General features: G+C 57.6%; 12 protein-coding genes. 3 read left to right on the top strand and 9 right to left on the bottom strand.

Features of this window, described 5'->3' with window-relative positions; genetic code table 11:
• Positions 1–216: 216 nt before the first annotated feature.
• Positions 217–1356 (bottom strand): MFS transporter, encoded by a 1140-nt coding sequence (locus ACRQ5Q_RS07680; protein ID WP_439396820.1) that lies wholly within the window; start codon positions 1354–1356, stop codon positions 217–219.
• Between the two features lie 593 nt (positions 1357–1949).
• On the opposite strand from ACRQ5Q_RS07680, the gene ACRQ5Q_RS07675 reads away from it, so the two are divergent.
• The gene (locus ACRQ5Q_RS07675) at positions 1950–2180 is read left to right on the top strand and encodes a hypothetical protein (protein WP_439396818.1); all 231 of its coding nucleotides are present in this window, start codon (positions 1950–1952) and stop codon (positions 2178–2180) included.
• Here the strand turns inward: ACRQ5Q_RS07675 and ACRQ5Q_RS07670 are convergent.
• The 4 genes from ACRQ5Q_RS07670 to ACRQ5Q_RS07655 all read right to left on the bottom strand — a co-directional run bounded on the left by ACRQ5Q_RS07670 (position 2138) and on the right by ACRQ5Q_RS07655 (position 7878).
• The gene (locus ACRQ5Q_RS07670; RefSeq protein ID WP_439396817.1) at positions 2138–3016 is read right to left on the bottom strand and encodes a sulfite exporter TauE/SafE family protein; all 879 of its coding nucleotides are present in this window, start codon (positions 3014–3016) and stop codon (positions 2138–2140) included. The two genes, ACRQ5Q_RS07675 and ACRQ5Q_RS07670, sit on opposite strands and share 43 nt — an antisense overlap.
• Positions 3017–3702: 686 nt before the next feature.
• A complete protein-coding gene (locus ACRQ5Q_RS07665) occupies positions 3703–6807 on the bottom strand; it encodes an efflux RND transporter permease subunit (protein ID WP_439396815.1) in 3105 nt (1034 codons plus the stop codon).
• Positions 6808–7460: 653 nt separating this feature from the next.
• Complete coding sequence (locus tag ACRQ5Q_RS07660) at positions 7461–7685, bottom strand: pantoate--beta-alanine ligase (RefSeq protein ID WP_439396813.1); 225 nt, start codon at positions 7683–7685, stop codon at positions 7461–7463.
• Entirely contained in the window at positions 7606–7878 is a 273-nt protein-coding gene (locus ACRQ5Q_RS07655) for a pantoate--beta-alanine ligase (protein WP_439399708.1), read from the bottom strand. The genes ACRQ5Q_RS07660 and ACRQ5Q_RS07655 overlap by 80 nt, the downstream gene beginning before the upstream one ends.
• Positions 7879–12845: 4967 nt before the next feature.
• Between ACRQ5Q_RS07655 and ACRQ5Q_RS07650 the strand changes: the two genes are divergently transcribed.
• Entirely contained in the window at positions 12846–13475 is a 630-nt protein-coding gene (locus ACRQ5Q_RS07650; protein ID WP_439396811.1) for an FMN-binding negative transcriptional regulator, read from the top strand.
• 398 nt (positions 13476–13873) lie between these two features.
• The gene (locus tag ACRQ5Q_RS07645) at positions 13874–14791 is read left to right on the top strand and encodes a TauD/TfdA dioxygenase family protein (RefSeq protein WP_439396809.1); all 918 of its coding nucleotides are present in this window, start codon (positions 13874–13876) and stop codon (positions 14789–14791) included.
• A gap of 175 nt (positions 14792–14966) precedes the next feature.
• Here the strand turns inward: ACRQ5Q_RS07645 and ACRQ5Q_RS07640 are convergent, their stop codons facing one another.
• The 4 genes from ACRQ5Q_RS07640 to trbF are packed head-to-tail and all read right to left on the bottom strand — an operon-like array spanning position 14967 to position 18136.
• On the bottom strand, positions 14967–15209 hold the full coding sequence (locus tag ACRQ5Q_RS07640; RefSeq protein WP_439396807.1) for a DUF2274 domain-containing protein: 243 nt from the start codon (positions 15207–15209) through the stop codon (positions 14967–14969).
• A 4-nt stretch (positions 15210–15213) separates the two neighbouring features.
• Positions 15214–16425, bottom strand: coding sequence for a TrbI/VirB10 family protein (locus ACRQ5Q_RS07635; protein WP_439396806.1), 1212 nt, complete (start codon positions 16423–16425; stop codon positions 15214–15216).
• Positions 16422–17456 (bottom strand): P-type conjugative transfer protein TrbG, encoded by a 1035-nt coding sequence (gene trbG, locus ACRQ5Q_RS07630; RefSeq protein ID WP_439396804.1) that lies wholly within the window; start codon positions 17454–17456, stop codon positions 16422–16424. Before trbG ends, ACRQ5Q_RS07635 begins: the two co-directional genes overlap by 4 nt.
• Entirely contained in the window at positions 17453–18136 is a 684-nt protein-coding gene (gene trbF, locus ACRQ5Q_RS07625) for a conjugal transfer protein TrbF (protein ID WP_439396802.1), read from the bottom strand. Before trbF ends, trbG begins: the two co-directional genes overlap by 4 nt.
• Positions 18137–18190: the final 54 nt, after the last annotated feature.

Here is an 18190-nt window from a genome sequence, read left to right as displayed (position 1 = left end):
CACGTAACGATCAATCTTGCTTCGCAAGTTGACGAACGTTCATTGTCAACAATGCCCTCAGTTCGCCGCCAAGAACCCCTGCCGACTTGCAGTAAAAGGAAAGATCAGATCGAGACGTGCTGCCAGCAGTTGAGAGCTCATCGACTCTAAATCTCAACCGCCGAAGGCGATCACTAGCCGGAGCGAACCGGCGCTCCCTTCCTCTTGACCAATGCCTTAGCGATGGTCGGTCATCATCCTCGCCGACAGCATCGCGATGGACATGAGCGCGCCTAACATCCCGAACGCCATTGGCAAGCCAGATATGTGTGCGATGAGCCCGATGCCGGCCGGCCCGACGAGTATACCCGCGTAGCCGCCTGTCGTGATGACCGCTATCGCTATGCCTGCTGGCATCACGTTCTGTTTGCCGGCGCGTCGACACAGTACGGGTACAACATTTGAAATACCCAATCCAATAAGCAGGAACCCTGCCATAGCAATCAACGCAACGGGCGCGGCCACCACGGCCAAGAAGCCTGTTACCATTAGTACAGCCCCGAGCATCAACGTGGCACGGCCGCCGATTCGCGCCACCACGGCATCTCCGCTGAGACGCCCTGCGGCCATGGCGATTGAGAAGAGCAGATAACCAATGCCCCCGTGCGCCTCCGCGAGAAGATCTCGTTCAACGAGAAGCAAAGCGCTCCAATCGAGCATTGCACCTTCTACAAGAAAGGTTATACCCGCGAGCACCGCTATGAGCAACACACTGCGGTGGGGCAAGACAAATAATGGCCCCTGCTGTCTCGAACCCGTCGCCAGCAACCTCGGCCAGGCCGTCACAATCGCGATCGTTACTAACGCCGAACAGACCAACGTCGAGAGAAGCGAGCCACACTGCAGGGAGACTAACAAGGTGACCGCGGCAGAGCCGGTGACTTCCCCAATGCTGTACCGGGCGTGGAAGCCGGACATCAATAGACGGCCCGTGGCGCGCTCCAGTTCAATCGCGTGGATGTTCATTGCTACATCGATCGAGCCGAGTGAAACGCCGAAAGCAAATAGCGTGGCACCGAGCCTTATAGGTGTGTCGGAAACTGCAAGGCACGGCAGGATGATCGCGAGTCCAAGTCCACCCGCGAGGATAATGGGCTTGCTGCCGTACCGCGAGTTCAACACGCTGGTCAAAAGCATCGCGACGACAGATCCCGTTCCGAGACAGAGCAGCAGTAGACCAAGCATGCGGTCATCCGCCGCGAGCCGCTCCTTGGCGAGTGGCACCAAAGGCGCCCAGGCCGCGAGGCCGAATCCGGCCACAAAAAATGTCAGGCGTGTCCCAAGCAGGCCGGCAGACAAATTGGCACATGGTGTCACGGACGCTCCTGAGAGAACGGACTCGCGGGCGCGGCGCCCCTCATCCTGCGTGCGTCGCCTGCAAGCGACGCTCGGCTCGACGATGATGGCCTCAAGTTTACGTTCTTCATCCCTGCAAATGCGATGCCGTCACAAATACTGAACTGCGTCACACGGAGAGCGACAAGTAGGGGTGATCGTCGAGCCCCTGGGGACGGCGGTGTTTCGGCCAATCTCTCCCGGATGAGCTGGCCATACGAGGGCGATGGTTTTTGCTGGTCTGCGACAGTCGGATCGCATCGCTCAGCATGGCTTGTCGCAACGCCTACAAAGCCGACGGCGCCCCAGGCCTCTATGCAGTTGGCGCTAACACGGCCGTCGTTTTTCCGACAACTTTGCACAATCGGAAGCTCTCATCACGAGTGGCGGCGCTGTCTCAAGAGGTCACTACAACGAGCCCCGCTACCACGCGCAAGCGGATATCGGCCCCGATGCTTTTGATATTCGTTCGTCCCTAATTTCCGGCCGCCAGATGGTTCCCGCGCAGCCATTGGGCCTCAGTTCGTTTGTTCTGGGCCAGCGTGTCGCCGCCGGCAACAGCCATTTCGAGTGGCATGGCGGCAACATCAGCCTCCAACAGTGCAGGGCTGTCCTGTGATCCCGGGTTCCCGGCGCCGGTGGGCTGGGCCGTCTGGAGCAATCAACCAGATTTGCAAGCCATCATCATCGCCGCCGAAGAGGGCGGCGTCGAGCAGATCCAGGACGCGCGCGCATTCGATACCGAGTTGCCCGCCGGCATCGTTCAGGTGCTTATATCCGCAGTTCGCCGAGATGAGATTGGATAGTGCGTTGTAAAGAACAAGTATAGCAGGCAGAGATCGATGAGTATCGCTGCCGCCATCACGCTATAAGCCCAGGCGCTCTGCACTAGATCGAGCTCAATCAGCACCCGTGACAAGCCGAAGCCCACGATCCAAGCATCAAAGCTCATACAGATGCGTCGGAATATCTCCGCATCAAGCCGGCGAATGACGTAGGACCCCAGCGGGACGCCAAGCATGACACTCGGTACAAAAACATAGAGCAAGCTGCCGCTTTCGTAAATGAACAAGCCGAGCTGATAGTAGACGAAGGCGGTAACGCTCGATTCCACCACGCGAACCAGCGCTAGGCCGGCGCGAAATTCGTGTTTGACCAAGCCTTGGTTGTTAAACAGCATCGCTATGGGAGGCCCGGAGATTGTCGTCAGCGAATAGAGAGCGCCCAGCATCCACCCGAATGGCAGGCCGATCAGCCAGCTTGCTCCGATAGGGCGGCGCCAACCCGCAGCTTGCAGCAGGATCAGGGGCAGAATGATCGTGTAGGTGGCGAATTTGATCCAGCCCGGCTGAAGCGAGGTCAAGGCATAGCCGCCGAGCGCAACGCCCGGCAAGAGCCCGAGCAAGATGGGAAACACTCGTCTCCAGACCACCCGCACGCCCTTCAGATTGATGAGGAGGACGTAAACGTTGACGAAGACCTCGATGATGACAATGGCGGGGTTGAGAATGCGATTGGTGTAGAAAACTAGCGCAAAGGGTACAGTGAGCGACGAAAAGCCGTAGCAAATGGCTCCATTTACAAAGGCAGCAAAACACGTCGTTGCGGCCAGAAACCAGATAGCAGCATTAAACTCAGGCATTTCCTTAATTTTCCCACTCCAGAGGGCGTCGGGTCACACGTCGGGGAGCCAGCGCGGCCATTGGTCATCGGGTTGCGGCAGATTCTGACCATTCGCTTAGCAGCTCCGCCCGTCTTCACGATGGCAGCGGCCGTTTTTGCGTTCAGCAGTTGCTCTTGTTCTCGACTGCGATCGTCCAACGCAAGCTGTGCTGCACTTCCCGATACTCGGCACCGATCATTCAGCCAAAACCCGTCGGCTTGTTTCTCGGCTTGTCGATCAATGGTCCTCGTATCGAAAGCCGTAAGTGCGTCGGCCATGGATACGGGCCGTTCCCACGGAATTGAACACGTGTCGACCCCTAAGCGGTTCAGCGTCATCATTTTTCAGCTAGCAACGCAACGCGGTTAGACGGAAGCAAACAATTCTCCTTCAAGAGCCCTGGGATAAATAGCAACGCACCTTTTGTCAGCGAGGATCAATTCCCTTCTCCCCCGGCGATGTCGAGCTTGGGCATTCCGCTGCCTTGAAATGTACGGTGAAATTCACCTTAGCGGAGCAGCCGGGGATCACCGATGTGTTCTTCCGAGCCCCCGATAGCCGCCAAGCTCGGCACCACGGGCGTGAAGATCTCAATGCGTAACGGAGCGTGAAGCGATCGCAGGCGCCCTCGCTTGCCACTGAGCGAACCTAGATTGCATTTATCGTCATTGCTTGGCCAGCTGGGAATCAGCAGCGCCGGGGAGGCCGAACTCGGCGGCGTTCTTCGCGCGGCCGGAGCTCGCATCGGCGCGGTGGTCCGACGCGAACACGACATAGACCGCCGGCAGCACGAAAAGCGTGAACAGCGTGCCGACAGTCATGCCAGCGACGAGCACGAGCCCAATCGAGAAGCGGCTCGCGGCGCCAGCTCCCGTTGCAGTCAACAAGGGTATGAAGCCCGTGACCATTGCCGCCGTAGTCATCAAGATTGGACGCAGTCGGACGCGCGCCGCCATCTCTATAGCCGAGCGACGGTCAAGTCTCTCCTTGAGCTGCAGCTCATTGGCGAACCCAACCATCAGGATGCCGTGCTTGGAAATCAATCCCACCAGTGTCAACAGTCCGACCTGGGTGTAGATGTTCATAGTTGCCCAGCCAAAAAATGGCGGGGTCAAGGCGCCCACGATTGCCATCGGTACGCTGATCATGATGATGAAAGGATCGCGCAGACTTTCAAACTGCGCCGCAAGCACCAAGAATATGATGATGATTGCAAATGCAAAGGTAATCGCCAGTTGGTTACCCTCGTATACGTATTGGCGGGCGTCGGCCAGAAAATCGTGGCTGAAGCCTGCGGGCAGTTTCTTTGCCTCGGCTTCCAGGAAGTCTACAGCCTGGCCGATCGTGACGCCAGGCATCGGCACGGCCTGAAAGGTCGCGCAGTTGAGCTGATTGTAGTGGGTGAGAGCGTTCGGATCGGTCGCAGTCTCGATGGAGACTACCGTAGACAGCGGGAGCATTGAGCCCGTCGCAGTCTTCACATAATAGCTCCCGATTGCTTGCGGCGCCAGGCGTTCCTGACGTGGGACCTGCGGGATCACCTGGTAGGAACGACCCTGCAAATTGAAGTGATTGATGTAGTTCCCGCCAAGTAAGGTGGCGAGCGCGCTACCGATAGTCTGCATGGTGATGCCGAGCTCGTTGGCCTTGGACCGATCAACCTTGATTCGTACCACCGGCTGGTTGAACTCGAGGTCGGAGTCGCTCACCATGAACAGACCGCTCTTGCGCGCGACATCCTTCAGCTTGGACATCTGCTCGTAAACGGATTGGAAGCCAACCGTCGAATTAATCACCATCTGCACTGGTAGGCCACCCGAACCGCCCGGAAGCGGAGGCAAGCTAAAGGCAAACGCGTTAATGCCTTCGATTTTGGACAGCTCGGCTTGAACGAGGGATTTTAATACAATCGATGATCGCTTGCGCTCGTCCCACGGCTTGAGCAACATGCCGGCCATGCCACTCTGCTGGCCACTGATGCCATTGAGCACGAAGCTCAAGTCACTCTCTGGAAATTTCTTGAACGCGTTTTCAAGCTTGGCGCCGTAATAGTCGAGGTAGTCGATATTGGCGTATTTTGGCGCCTTCGTTAGCGCGAATACGATACCTTGATCCTCCTCAGGCGCGAGCTCCTTGGAAATATTCATGTAGAGAAAACCGACAAGGCCTAACATGGTCAGCGCAAATAGGCCGGTAATTGGGCGATATTCGAGCGAGCGGTCGAGCTTGCGGCCGTACCATCGTGTTATGGCGCCGAATCCGCGGTTCACAAGCCTTGCAAATCGGCCCCCTTCGGCGCGCCTCAGGAAGAGCGAGCACATCATGGGCGACAGCGTCAACGCGATCACGCCCGACACGATCACAGCTCCCGCCAGCGTAAACGCGAATTCGCGGAACAGCGCACCGGTGAGGCCGCCGAGAAACCCGATCGGCGCATATACCGCAGCCAAGGTGATCGTCATGGAGATAACGGGACCGACGATCTCGCGCGCGCCCCTTGTAGCAGCCACTAGGGGCGTCGCACCTTCTTCTAAATGGCGATGAATGTTCTCCACCACCACGATCGCGTCGTCGACCACGAGACCGATCGCGAGAACCATCGCAAGGAGAGTCAGGAGATTGAATGAAAACCCCAGCGCGAGCATCATGCTGCAGACACCCACGAGCGACAACGGAATAGTGACCACAGGAATGATGACCGACCGCAGTGAGGCCAGGAACAGAAAGATCACGATCACCACGACCACGACAGCCTCAATGAGCGTCTTCTCCACTTCATCGATCGATGATTGAATGAACTGGGTGGAGTCGTAGGCCACTTTCATCCTCAGCGACGGGGGCAGGTTACGCTCCATTTCTGGAAACAGCCCTCGAACGCCTCGCACTATGTTTAGCGGATTGCCTTGCGGGCTCGCCTGTACGCCGATGAAGACCGCGTGCTCGCCGTTCATCGCGACGCTAGTGTCTGCCGTCTGCGCGGCAAACTCGACTACCGCAATGTCTTCCATGCGCACAAAGCCACCCTCGTTGGCTTTGACGATCATCCGCTTGAAATCATCCACACTCCGCAGATCCGTATTTGCCGTGACATCGGAGATAGTGAAATAGCCCTTGGCCTGGCCAGCCGCGGCCTGGAAGTTGTTGGCGGCGATTGCAGCCGAAACCTCGGCCGGCGACACGCCATGCCCAGCCATTTTCGCAGGATCGAGCCACAGCCGCATTGCAAAACTCTGGGAGCCCAGGATGTCTGCCGCTGCAACCCCGTCGACGGTTGAGATAACCGGTTGCACGACCCGCGAGAGGTAGTCGGTGATCGCGCTGGCGGCTAGCTCCTCGCTGGAGAAGGCGATATACATAACAGCAGTGGTCTGACCGGTCGACTTCGTGACGACTGGATCGTTTGATTCCTTCGGGATCAGGTATCTGACTGAGTTGACCTTCGAGAGCACCTCCGTGAGCGCTTCGTTTTGGTCGAAATTCAGCTTGATGTAGACTTGGATTGTCGAGACACCAAGCACAGACGAGGAACTGATGTAGTCGACGCCTTCGGCGGACGCGACTGCTTGCTCAAGGGGAGTGGTGATGAAGCCCTGGAGCGTGTCGGCAGAGGCGCCAGGATAGACAGTCGTGATATTGATGACCGTATTGGATAGCTTTGGATATTGCCGGATCGGCAGTAGGGTGGCGGCGCGCAAGCCGATCAGCAAGATCAGGAAACTGACGACGATTGACAATACCGGACGTTTGATGAAAAGCGCGGTAAATGCCATGTCGACTCGTATTTCAGGAGTGGGATGTAAATTTGCCAGCAACTTACTATGGCAATGATCAGCAACGCGGCGACTGTGCTAGAGCCCCAGCTACGAAGTCCCTGCCCTTTTTGCGTGCACTCGGCCAAAGATTCGAATCAAGATGTTCAATAGCTGATTGGAACGCAACGACTTCTAGCAAGGCGTTAGTTCAGGCTTCGCACTGTCCCGCACACCGAACGATCCAGGTTCGACATTGAAAGTACAAACGATCTGACCGGTGCTCAACTCTACAAAGGTAAGTGGGTGATATAGCATCGGCTGCAAAGCACTATACGAAGGTTTGTCGAATTGGCGGGTGATCACCGTCGCAAGACTTGCGAGTTGCCGGCCACACAGTTCAAGGCCCTACATATTCCGTTGGCACGCGCTATCGCTTCGCTACTCGCCGGACAAAGTCCTCTCGGAGCTCGCCCTCTGCTGCCAGCTCGATACACCTCTCGGAACAGTGCCTGAACGTTTCTGTCAGCTGACTAAGCCGCGCGCGGCTTGGCCACGCCTTGCGCTACCGAGTTCGCAACGCCAAGATTACATTGTCGATCAGCCGCGTTGAGCCAACGTAGGCGGCCGCATCGCGGGGAGTCGGCGCTTTGAGCGTGTCACCGTCGGCAAGTTCAAGATACTGCAGTCTTCAACCCCTCTAAATGCGCCTTTGCGGCCGCAATCAGCTTTTCTACGTTGCGCTCTCCCGACCGAAAATCGTCGAGCGCTGCGGATAGGCCCTGCTGACGTTCTCCCTTGCTGAGATAGCGGTTGCGACTACTCATGGCGAGCCCATCCTCTTCGCGAACCGTTTGGTACGGTGACGATCTCGATAGGGAGATTGAGATCAACCACATGCGACGCACGACTGTGCATTGCCGAAACTCCTTCTGGCCAAAAGACGACGTCTGGCTGCACCATGTTGAACAACTTGCATCCGACAGTCGCGACAACGCGAAAATGTCCGGGCCTCAAAGCTCCGCACAGAGGTCTCACGAGGTTCGCCAGGTTCAACAAAGGTTTCGACCTGTGACGACGCTCACATCGCATTTCGCCTAGCTTGCCGCGATCAGCGCCAGGTAGACATCGTGGGGATAGTCCATCGTCGGCACGGATCCGACCCGTGGATCGCACTGCGGGATTTTGTGAGAGTGCGGCGAGTTCAGCGACGCTCGTGATTGTTTGCATGTCGAGCTCTATATTAATTGAGTTGGACCGAGCCCAGTTTGCAATAGCCTCCCCGACGCCTTTGGTAAGCCGATAGGACTCCTGCGGTTGCGGGCCACGGCGGACATCCGCTGCTCAGCGCGAAAGCGCATCATGCAACTGCTGAAAGTCTTCCGTACAGGCGCGAACGAATTTGGGGCGGTGACCTTCAGTTAGGCCCAGCCTGCGGTCTGTTTACCTGTGTTGCGCTGTCGTCGCAACACTCCGACTTCTGCGCAGGGGGCAGGCAAGATTTGGCTAAATGAAAGAGGTCTTGTGGAGCGATCTCATGCCATCCACGCCTTCCTCGCGGAACACTTGATCACTTGGCGATGGCCTTCGCTGAAAATTGAACTGGAGCGCGCTGCAGCCTTCGTCAGGTCACCTACGATCAAGCTTGGCACGACGGCGTTTCGGCGTCAGTGGCTCATTCTTCTGGGTGTCCATTCGATCCTCAAGGGGTAGGCTAACGTTTCGACAAGTTCAGCTTCCTCGTTCAAGATCGGACGGCACCTACTGAAGCTCACACCTTACGGTCTCAAAAACATGCTACCCGAACGGGATCCCCCCCATGTGGCGCCTCTAGAACCGTGCGTATGCGCGCAGCGATCTGCCGTGCTTCCTTCGGCTGCATGTTTGGATTCATGCAATCGAGTATGGCTAGCATTGCCTGAACTTCCTCGAAGTTAAATGTGGCGGCCTTGCGATCTGATAGTCCCAGAGACTGATCGGCGGCACGGGCCTGATTGGCTGCAAGCAGCGCAATCGCTTGCGATCGCAGGGACGTGATATGCCGCTCGAATATATGCATTCGTTGGCCTGGAGCTGTATGCATGGCGTCGCAAGGCTGGTGGCCACCCCGGTCACGAAGACTGAGGCTGGCCACCTTTGCTCCCATGAGGCTCAAATTCTCAAGGGCTACAATGTTGTACCTTCGAGAGGTACCCATGGCACCTACCAAAATCGGTCGGTCCCATCCTCGTCGGCGACTCTCTAAGCTGAGTCTTTGCCGTCAACGGAATTGGAGACACAGGTGGCCAGACACGCGCGCCTCGCATAAACAAGAATTACAAGCCAAACGCACATGAGAGACGCAAGAATGTTGGCGGAATAAAATTAGACGGAGCGTAATACAAACACCCCATCGCGACCGCGAAGGAGTACCTCGTTGAAGAATCGGCGACGCTGTCGGCGTGGTCGTCGCCACGGATGGCGGACACAATTTGCAACAAGGCAAGAGCGGACGGTATTCAGCTAGCAATCTCCTTCCATTCCAGAGTGTTGGCGATGTTGATCGCAAGCAGTGCGGGCGCGACTCGACGTCGTTTGTTTGCGCTGGAGCAGACGCTGTTCCTACGCGCCCGACACTTAGCAAAACTTGACTAGGCGCTTATCCCGCCACGGATACGCAGGGGCAGCGCAATGTCACTGCCGCCCAGCTAGCTGCCCCAAGCTCACCTTTAATCGGTGGCAGGAAACTGATCAGGAGCTTATTGCTCGCAGGACGAGCAAAATCGCCAGAATGAGAACCAACCCGTGAGTCGGAAGCTGTGCGAACGCGGCTCGGCGTCTGACGGCCTGGGCGGCATCATGAGGCACTATGCGTGCAGCATCCGAACGGTAATGAGCTTAACGGAAGCGTAACTCGGCACATGGTGGTCCTTCAGCTCATGCGCTGTCCCTGCCACGCCCCCGCTAAACAAACGATTCTTTATCAGGGCTGGCTTACCGAAAGCTGACGACCTTCGCGGCAATTTACAAAAGGGAAAGCGGCCCATGTGACCACTTGCCGTCGAGAGCAATTTCGGCGTTTACGTCTGAGATAGCCATTCGGCGCTTGCGATCAGCGGCAGCCGCTTGGGGCTACGCGCCGGATTGGCGCGCAGCCAATCCGCTGGACATTTATGACTGATTGACCTAACGGGCTCCCCGGCTCGTGGACCGGGTAGGACTGGCCATTCGGATCATCAGTTGCGGTCGAACCATCGCGCCGCTTAGGGACGCGCTCCACGCAAGTTTCTCGTATCCAAGACGATTGCGTCCGTTGCGTCAAATGCGTTACCAAGCTCCATCAGGCGCATCAGCCGGTAAGGCGTAAAAACTGGACCCGAATCGTGGAGCTCAACCAGAAAGCAGCGCGGATGCGACTCGGCGCCTATGTCCACCCGGGGAGGATCGACAAATGCGCTATCTCTGCCGCATCCGCTTCGCCGGACGGCCAGGGGCGACGTGACTCGGCACCCTCATTGGAGCAAGGAAGGCGCTGTCCCTATCACGTGCCGCTGGCTCAGTAGTCAGCCTCGGGGATCACAAGGCTACCCACCCGGCTTTCCCGTGAGGCCCCCGCCTCAGGGTAGTGGGCACTTTAGCGAGAGTGAGGGCTCGAGTGACCTACCAGCATTGGTGGTCATACACACCAATCGAGAAACTGTTGGACAAACTCGAAGACCGCCAGTTAACGCCGCTTAATCCTCCAGAACGATCAGACGGCACAAGGGCGCCGCTAACTCCCCATATCTCTGCTTCAGCTGCCGTAAGTAAAAAAGACCAAGCGCGCATCCTAAAGCATTAGCTAGTCGCAGCATTTCGTCACAACGCAGATGGCGCGAGTTGGGATGTCCTGCCGTCGTGAAGCCGCCCGAGTTAGGAACGGCAACATGACTTCAGCTCGACGATCAAGCGGAGGGTGCGCGCGCCTCGCCATCGGCATGCAGGAAGCCATAGTAGCCGCGACCGTTCGGCTTGATCTTGACGACTCGGCCAAGCGTCTCAGGAATTGGCAGAAGCCGAACCCTCCGCGCGCGCGGGTTTCGACCCATACGTTGTATGCCATAGTCAAAGCTAACACGTGTATGCGGCGCGTCTATCTCGCTCGCGTCGCAGCCGACGAGATCGCACTCGCTTGCGATCTTCGCGGGAGACGATGATTCGACCCTCAGCCATGAGAGAAACTCGCGAACTCGTTTCAGGGAACCGGAAATCGTGTCATCACGCAAAACTCGGTCCTGGCTTCCCAGCGGCCGCTCAGCCACGAACGAAATCGACTTTTTTCAGGCGCGTCGGGAATTCGTCCGCCTCAGGAGCGGCCCGGCCGAAAATCGGAGCAGGCGTGACACTGTCGCGACGCTGTCTCCATAGCGTCGCGACATCGGATCTCGTCGTCACCTCAGCAGGGTTCCTAGTTGCCGTCGGTTATAAACCAATGTCTCAGCGTCGAGCGCCAGCGAACACGCCGGTAACGTGACCGCGGCTTAGTGGCTCATGCCGTCCACTGTGAGCTTCTCAGCTTTCATGCATGCTTATAGGGCGCTTTTTAACGTCACTAAGCAGAGCATCTTTGCGTACAAGCATAGGAGCCCTCGCTACACCGCAGCCATTGTTACGCCGATATAGCTCCTGGCGCTGTTCGCGACTCCTGCCGTTATGGAGCGCAGTTGCGCGATGAAGTTCGCGGCGAACAAATCGTGGCCGACGCTCAGGGGAGGCAGCGCGAGCCGGCCATCCGCGCTGTTCAAGCGGCTCTGTACCTACCGGCTCCGCGCTGCCAGCGAAGTTTAAATGACGATGTGACTCGGCGCTCGTCGAAGAGGCCCTTGGTAAAAGCGCTGTCCCTATCACGTGCGCCACTAACTTCGCTCGCCAGCGTCACGGTACTGCAACGCTGCCACCTCGCACCCTTGGGCGGCTGCCCCGGGGCGCTCTGTCTTTTATCGTCGAAAGTCCCGCAAGGCACCTACCAGATTTGGTCAGTTGAGCTGGTTTGCGAACGAGAACTGAAGCGAAAACGAGCCGTTGTGCCGGACGTACTCCTGCCCCCGACCGAAGCATGAGGCGGCTTATCCCGAGGGTGCAATGATGAGCTTTTGGCTTGTTCACCGTAGGCACGGATGTCTTTCGCAACTTCCGCATTATTGGAGCGCACGTGAAGCCAACGCCCATCTATCAGGAATATCAAAATGTCAAAACCTGAAGGTGTTTCTTGCGGTTGCGCCAAGCCCCTATGAGAATCTGTCTAAATGTCTCTTCGAAACCGGGGGGGTGCTTCGGGAAAAGAATGACTGTCCGATCATTGTCGCAATCAAACTGCGCCTTCCCAAACTCACCAAAGCTCGCTTTCACCACATCTATGCCAAGTATAGCCATAGCTTGTCCTTGTCGGCGAACCCGGCGAGCGACACTCCCAAGCCTTGCCGTTCTACCTACCGCACTCCGAGTCGCGGCGGCGGCGTTCGATGGCGGCAAAGGTCGGGTCCGGTGCTGCAGCTCTGAGCTTCGGGAAGAGGGTTCGTCAACGCTATCGAGCCAAACCTTGCGGCGCAACGTGCCGAAGATCTTGAGGACTTCCGCTGTTCTTCGACCAGCCGTAGGATTATGGTCGAAGCGCACGCAGCTATGCGCGCGGCTTCGGTCGGAGCAAATCGTTTTGATCTCTTTCAATCTGCCTGTGGTTTCGCTCACGTTGGTCAGGCCCCCAACTGAGCGTCTTCTGAAAATGCTTGTCGTAATGTTCTAGTGCCTCGATCGAACGAGGAACCATATATCGACGTGCAGTGTAGGTTGTGATCGAGATCGGCGCGCCTCAAGAAATCGTAGGTTTCGCGGGAGGCTTAAGTTAAGGAGTGTGGGCCTTTACTTGGGTTTCATGAGCTTGCTTTCGTCCATCGCCAGTTCGAAATCACCCGCGTCCCAGAGAACTCCAAAATCGTCACGCCAAGAGAGGAAGCGGAGAACCTCTAGCGGAACGACTGAAACTGGCAGTTTTCTAGCATACTGATTTAGGTTTATCTCCACGCTGCCAGCGGAGAGCCTTCATGTACATACCAGTCCACTTTCGAGACGACGACATCGAGAACATTCGAGCCACAATCCGCCGCGCCCGATTGGTCAACCTGATCACGGCGACATCAGATGGGCCACTTGCGACGCCTCTTCCTCTCTTCCTCAATGAGAGCGAAGGCGAACACGGCGCGCTGTACGGGCATCTGGCGAAGGGCAATCCGCACTGGCGCAGGGCCCCGATTGGAGAAGCTCTGGCGATCTTTACTGGCGCGGACGCTTATGTGACGCCATCCTGGTATCCTAGCAAGCGACAAGCTGAACATGTGGTGCCGACATGGAATTACATCGCGGTCCACGCCCATGGGCCGATTGAGTTCTTCGAGGATCCCAATCGCCTGCTCGAGATCGTGACGCGTCTGACGAATATCCATGAGACGTCACGTGCGACGCCCTGGGCGGTCAGCGATGCGCCCGCGGATTTCATAGCCGCCCAGTTGCGTGAAATCGTCGGCGTGCGCATCCCGATCACCAGAGTCGAAGGCAAGCGCAAGATGAGCCAAAACCGCCCCGCGCCAGATCGCATTGGTGTCGCCACTGGCCTAGCGGCGAGTAAACTGGCACGGGACCAGGAAGTTGCAGCTCTTATCCCGATTCAGGACTGAAACACAAATGTGCATGACCCGCCAACAGCGCCGCTCGACAGAGCCTGATGTGCATCTACAGCTCTCCCAGGCTCCAGCGGTCGGGCCATCGATTACCTCGCGAAATTCACCAACGGAACAGTCAGCTCCGACTTACCGCACTGTTTAGAAACACTTGTCCGTATTCTGACAGAGGCACAATCTCGCGTCAGATCCAGTACAGCGCGCATAGTAAGCTAAAGTCCTTCGGCATCGCTTTCCCAGCGTCGCCTGGCATGCCCAACCATCGGCTCAGTTCATGGCTCGCACCAAATACCACCATTCGTTCAGTGCGCATTGACGGGGATTTGGCACGATGCTTGCTGAAGATTACTCGCTTCAAGAGGCAAGGAAGAACGGCCAGGACTTGGAAAAGCAAGATGAGCGCAATGGCTTTGATCGGTGGCTTCATCCCGAGCACAGATGTTGTGAAACGTGCAGCGCGGATCGGTGTCGAAGTCAAAAATATCAAGCTATCAGGCGATCTACCGGATCACGCGATCGCCTCGATCAGCAGCTTATTGCTCGAGCACAAGGTGATCTTCTTCCGCAATCAAGGACATCTCAATGACGCCGAGCAGGAGCGCTTTGCCGCTCGTCTCGGAAAGCTAGTGCCACATCCGATGCTCGGTGCTACCAAGGGGATGGCGTCGCTCCTCGAGTTGGACTCCACTCGGGGCGGCGGTCGCGCCGACGTTTGGCATGCAGATGGGACTTTCGCCGCTGCCTATCCCAAGATTTTGGTCCTACGGGCCGTTGTAATGCCAACGTTCGGAGGCGACACCGTGTGGTCGAACACAGCTGCCGCTTATCTTGATCTGCCGCCGCCGCTACAACGGCTTGCCGAGGGCCTATGGGCCGTTCACAGCAATGTTTTCGATTACGCCGGGATCGCACGTGTCCGCGATGTCGACAAAAAACACTTTGAGGAGGTGTTCACCAGAACAGTTTTTGAGACCGAGCATCCTGTCGTACGCGTCCATCCCGAAACAGGCGAGCGGACGCTAGTGCTCGGCGCCTTGGTAAAGCACTTTGTTGGGGTCTCCAAATACGACGGACAAAAGCTATTTGATCTGTTCCAGTCGCACATCACCGCACCCGAAAACACCGTGCGCTGGAACTGGTTAGAGGACGATATTGCGATATGGGATAACCGGGCAACGCAGCATTACGCGGTCAACGACTACGGGGATCAGCGTCGCATCGTACGTCGGGCCACGATCGAGGGTGACGTGCCTGTCAACGTCAATGGCCGGAGTAGTGTAACGCGCCTGAAGGTAACGAATAGCCGCACCTAGACTCCAGCAGTCTCGCGTCTGAAAACAGAGAGAACCCAGTAATCGGAGTTGTTCCGGGCAGACGCGGGACACACTTTCCGATACGATGTCCAGCTGTTAGCGCCAATTCGGCAGCGCCTGGGTTGATTACGGAACTATTTAGCGTCGACCAACAGCTTCGGGGAAAGCTTAAGCGTCACTGTCCTTCGTCAGTGGCACCAACGTGGCCTTCACGTTTCAGTTTAGAAAATCCTCGATCCGTCGCCATAAAGCGCGCCAACATTAGCGCGATGAGTTTAGTCGGATCGACCACTTGACCACCCTGACGCGTAAGCGCTTCTGCATATGCAATGAGATCACGATGCACGGCCGCAGGCAGCTCCGTGCTCACTTTGACGGGCTTGTCGTCTGGAAGCTCTGCTATTTTGAGTTTCGGCATGTTGTCACCTTCTATACGGCGTAAGTATAAGGTCATGATTGACGAGAACGCGAACCGGATACCCGGGGCGCACGATCAGAGTAGGCTGAATGTTGAGACTCTGCCGAACGACCTGCTGTCCAGTTTGGTTTAATGAGTCGGAGGCGCCGTGTCGTAATGCCTGGATGATGGCACTGTCTTTGCTGTTGGAGTCCGAACCGGCCCCCAGTTCTGTCCCGACCGCCAGAAACGTCGATAGTGCCGCAGCCTTGAAGAGTTCGCCCCAGTGATTGTCAACCCGGTCTTCGAGGCCTGAATATCCTGCCGTGTCAGCGCCCGGCTGCCGCTCCAGAACGATTGAACGTCCATTCGGCATGATCAGCCGGGTCCAGACAAGCAGCACACGGGATTGGCCGAAAGTGACCAGGCTATCGTAAATCCCAATCAGGCGCGCTCCTTGAGGCACAAGAAGAAAGCGGCCGGTCGGCGTATCAAAAACATTCTCGGTTACCTGCGCTGTAACTTGGCCTGGCAGATCCGATCGGATTCCAGTGATGAGCGCCCCTGGAATCATCGTCCCAGCCTGCACGATGTATGGTGAAGCGGGTCTGGTGACACGGTCAGGGCTTACTGTGCGACGGTCGACAGAGGCGTTCACGAAGGCAAGCTTGCGGTCCTGGCCGTTCTCCGCAGATCCATCGTCGCCAGTGCTCGTTGCGTTCGGTGGCACGACGCGGTCACTTCCAACCGCCGCAGCGACGGGCGGACGCACGTCTCGTCCATTGGTCGAAGCGAACAAACGGCTGATACGCGCAGCTTCGGTCTCTTGTTCTCGACGCTGCTGGTCCGGATCAGCGCCGATCGTCGGCGGCTGGCCCTGGGCCGCGAGGATCGGTCGACCGAGATCTCCGGGGAGCGGCGGGCCAAGCTGCGGTATTGGCTGGCGCGGAACGCCAGCATAGTCCTTCGGAAGCGTCGTAATTCCGTCGGCAACATTGTGATGGTCGGTACCGTAAAGCTCTTCGGCCGCCTGATTTCGGGAGCGATTGTTCTGCAGCGACCACAGCACCGCTCCGCCGATGACAAGCAGGGCAAACGCGCTCCCGCCCGCCAAGACCTTTCGTGACAATCTTGTCACGCGCGGATGCTCTGCTCTCAAGCGGAAACTTTCTGACTGCTCCCCTTGTGTCTCCGGGGGAACTGCTTGCTCCCCATCGTTTACATTCCGGGTGTTCATGACGACGGCCTCCCGTCAGTCCTGACAATCCTGACCTTCTGCTGGTGCTCACCGCCTAGCCTGAGTTCAGCGGCAGCAAACAGCCGATCGACGATCAATACGTTGGTGTAAGCGCGATAGTTGACGAGCTCGGTTTTGCCATCCGGACCGATGACAAAGAGCGGAGGCATCTCACCTTGCACGATTCCTTGCGGGAATTCGATATAGACCTTGCGCCCATCGTCGTATGCAGCAATCGGCCGCCAGGGAGGACTGTCCCCTTCGATGGCATAGCGGGAGATGCGCCGCGCCGGGTCCGGAAGAATGGGCTTCAGAGCGACCGAACGCGATCGTTCCCGTGCAGTTTCTGGATAGTACCAGGCAACAGACGGCATATATGGCCGTTCGCGGGCGCGGAGCTCGATCAGGTAAGTGCGCCGGTCGGTATTGACGACGAGATTGGTCTCGATCGAAGCTCGGGTCGGCTTGACCAGAATATGGACGCGCCGCGTGTCGCCGCTTCCACTCTCGGTATCGCCCACGACCCACCGTACGGTATCTCCGGCCGCGATTGGCCCCGATCCCGTCAACTGCTCCCCCTCCTCGAGCGCGATATCCGTGATCTGCCCCGGTGCGGCGTAAATCTGATAGAGCGCCCCAGGACTGTAGGCGTAGATTTGCGCTGCGTTGAAATACCCCCGCTTGCGCGGTTCGACGCGGGCTGCGCTGTTTGCGGTCTCAACCCGGCTCACGGGTTCAGCGTCTTCCTTCCCTCCCGACTTGCCGCCGAGAGCCGGCTTCCAGAGGGGCGGAACGTGAAGCGGTCGCGATCTGTCGTCGAGAGCCACGGGCGTCGCCGGCAGCGGAGGAACTTCAGCGTCATAGCTGATTTCCGGCGGAATGTAGGACGCGCACCCACCGAGTACGGACGAGCAAAGTAGAAGAGCGGATAGAAGTGCACGCTTCGAGCTCGCGAACTCGGGCCAAGCCGAATTGAGCCCGCTTTTCTGAATGGGACATTTCGAATGAACGTCAGACGGCGTCTTGGTCACTGACCCAACTCCTTTGACCAGTTGATGGCGCGGACATAGACGCCAAGGGGATTCTTGCGCAGACGTTCGGCATCGCGCGGCGTCTCGATCACGATCGTTAGGATTGCAGTCCAGCGCTCAGTCGAGCTCAACGAGCCGTTGTCGTAGATGCGCTGGGTCCACGCGACCCGAAAGCTTTCCGACGACGCGCGAATGACGCTCGAGACGTCGACGGAGATTTGCGCCTTGCCAAGTCTGGCAAAAGGATCATTGTTGCGCGCGTAGTCGTTGAGCGCAGCGGCGCCGCGATCGGTCGTAAAATCATAGGCCCGGAGCCAGTTTTGGCGCAGAACGATGCCGTCGGCCGGCAGGCCTCTGACATCCTCGATGAAGCGCGCCAGATGGTAGGCGATCTGGGCATCTGTCGGTTGATAGTCGATGTTGGCCGGCGCGACCCTTTGGGCCTTGCCGAGATGATCGACCTCGACCACCCACGGCGTGATTGATCCCCGGCTCGATTGCCAGACAAGGCTGCCAGCGAGACCGGCCGACAGCATCAAACAGCCAAACGCCATTAGGCGCCAGTTCTTGGCTTGCACGCGCGCTGATCCAATGCGTTCGTCCCAGACCTGTGCGGCCTTTTGATACGGCGTAATCGGCTCGGGCATGTGCCCGTAGTGAACTGATGGTCGTTTGAACATCGGGTTGCCCCTGATATCGAGTGATCGGTTTCAAGTCGTGCGATAGGTGGATTT

The organism is Bradyrhizobium sp. PMVTL-01 (assembly GCF_051861855.1).
GTDB lineage: Bacteria > Pseudomonadota > Alphaproteobacteria > Rhizobiales > Xanthobacteraceae > Bradyrhizobium.
Note: the sequence above shows the minus strand (reverse complement) of the source record. Positions and strands in the feature narration are given on the sequence as shown.

Bases quoted from the DNA above. Each gene is read 5' to 3' on its own strand.
- ACRQ5Q_RS07675 (WP_439396818.1), top strand. From the start codon at position 1,950: ATGGCGGCAACATCAGCCTCCAACAGTGCAGGGCTGTCCTGTGATCCC.
- ACRQ5Q_RS07670 (WP_439396817.1), bottom strand. From the start codon at position 3,016: ATGCCTGAGTTTAATGCTGCTATCTGGTTTCTGGCCGCAACGACGTGT.
- ACRQ5Q_RS07665 (WP_439396815.1), bottom strand. From the start codon at position 6,807: ATGGCATTTACCGCGCTTTTCATCAAACGTCCGGTATTGTCAATCGTC.
- ACRQ5Q_RS07660 (WP_439396813.1), bottom strand. From the start codon at position 7,685: ATGTGGTTGATCTCAATCTCCCTATCGAGATCGTCACCGTACCAAACG.
- ACRQ5Q_RS07655 (WP_439399708.1), bottom strand. From the start codon at position 7,878: ATGCGATGTGAGCGTCGTCACAGGTCGAAACCTTTGTTGAACCTGGCG.
- ACRQ5Q_RS07650 (WP_439396811.1), top strand. From the start codon at position 12,846: ATGTACATACCAGTCCACTTTCGAGACGACGACATCGAGAACATTCGA.
- ACRQ5Q_RS07645 (WP_439396809.1), top strand. From the start codon at position 13,874: ATGAGCGCAATGGCTTTGATCGGTGGCTTCATCCCGAGCACAGATGTT.
- ACRQ5Q_RS07640 (WP_439396807.1), bottom strand. From the start codon at position 15,209: ATGCCGAAACTCAAAATAGCAGAGCTTCCAGACGACAAGCCCGTCAAA.
- ACRQ5Q_RS07635 (WP_439396806.1), bottom strand. From the start codon at position 16,425: ATGAACACCCGGAATGTAAACGATGGGGAGCAAGCAGTTCCCCCGGAG.
- trbF (WP_439396802.1), bottom strand. From the start codon at position 18,136: ATGTTCAAACGACCATCAGTTCACTACGGGCACATGCCCGAGCCGATT.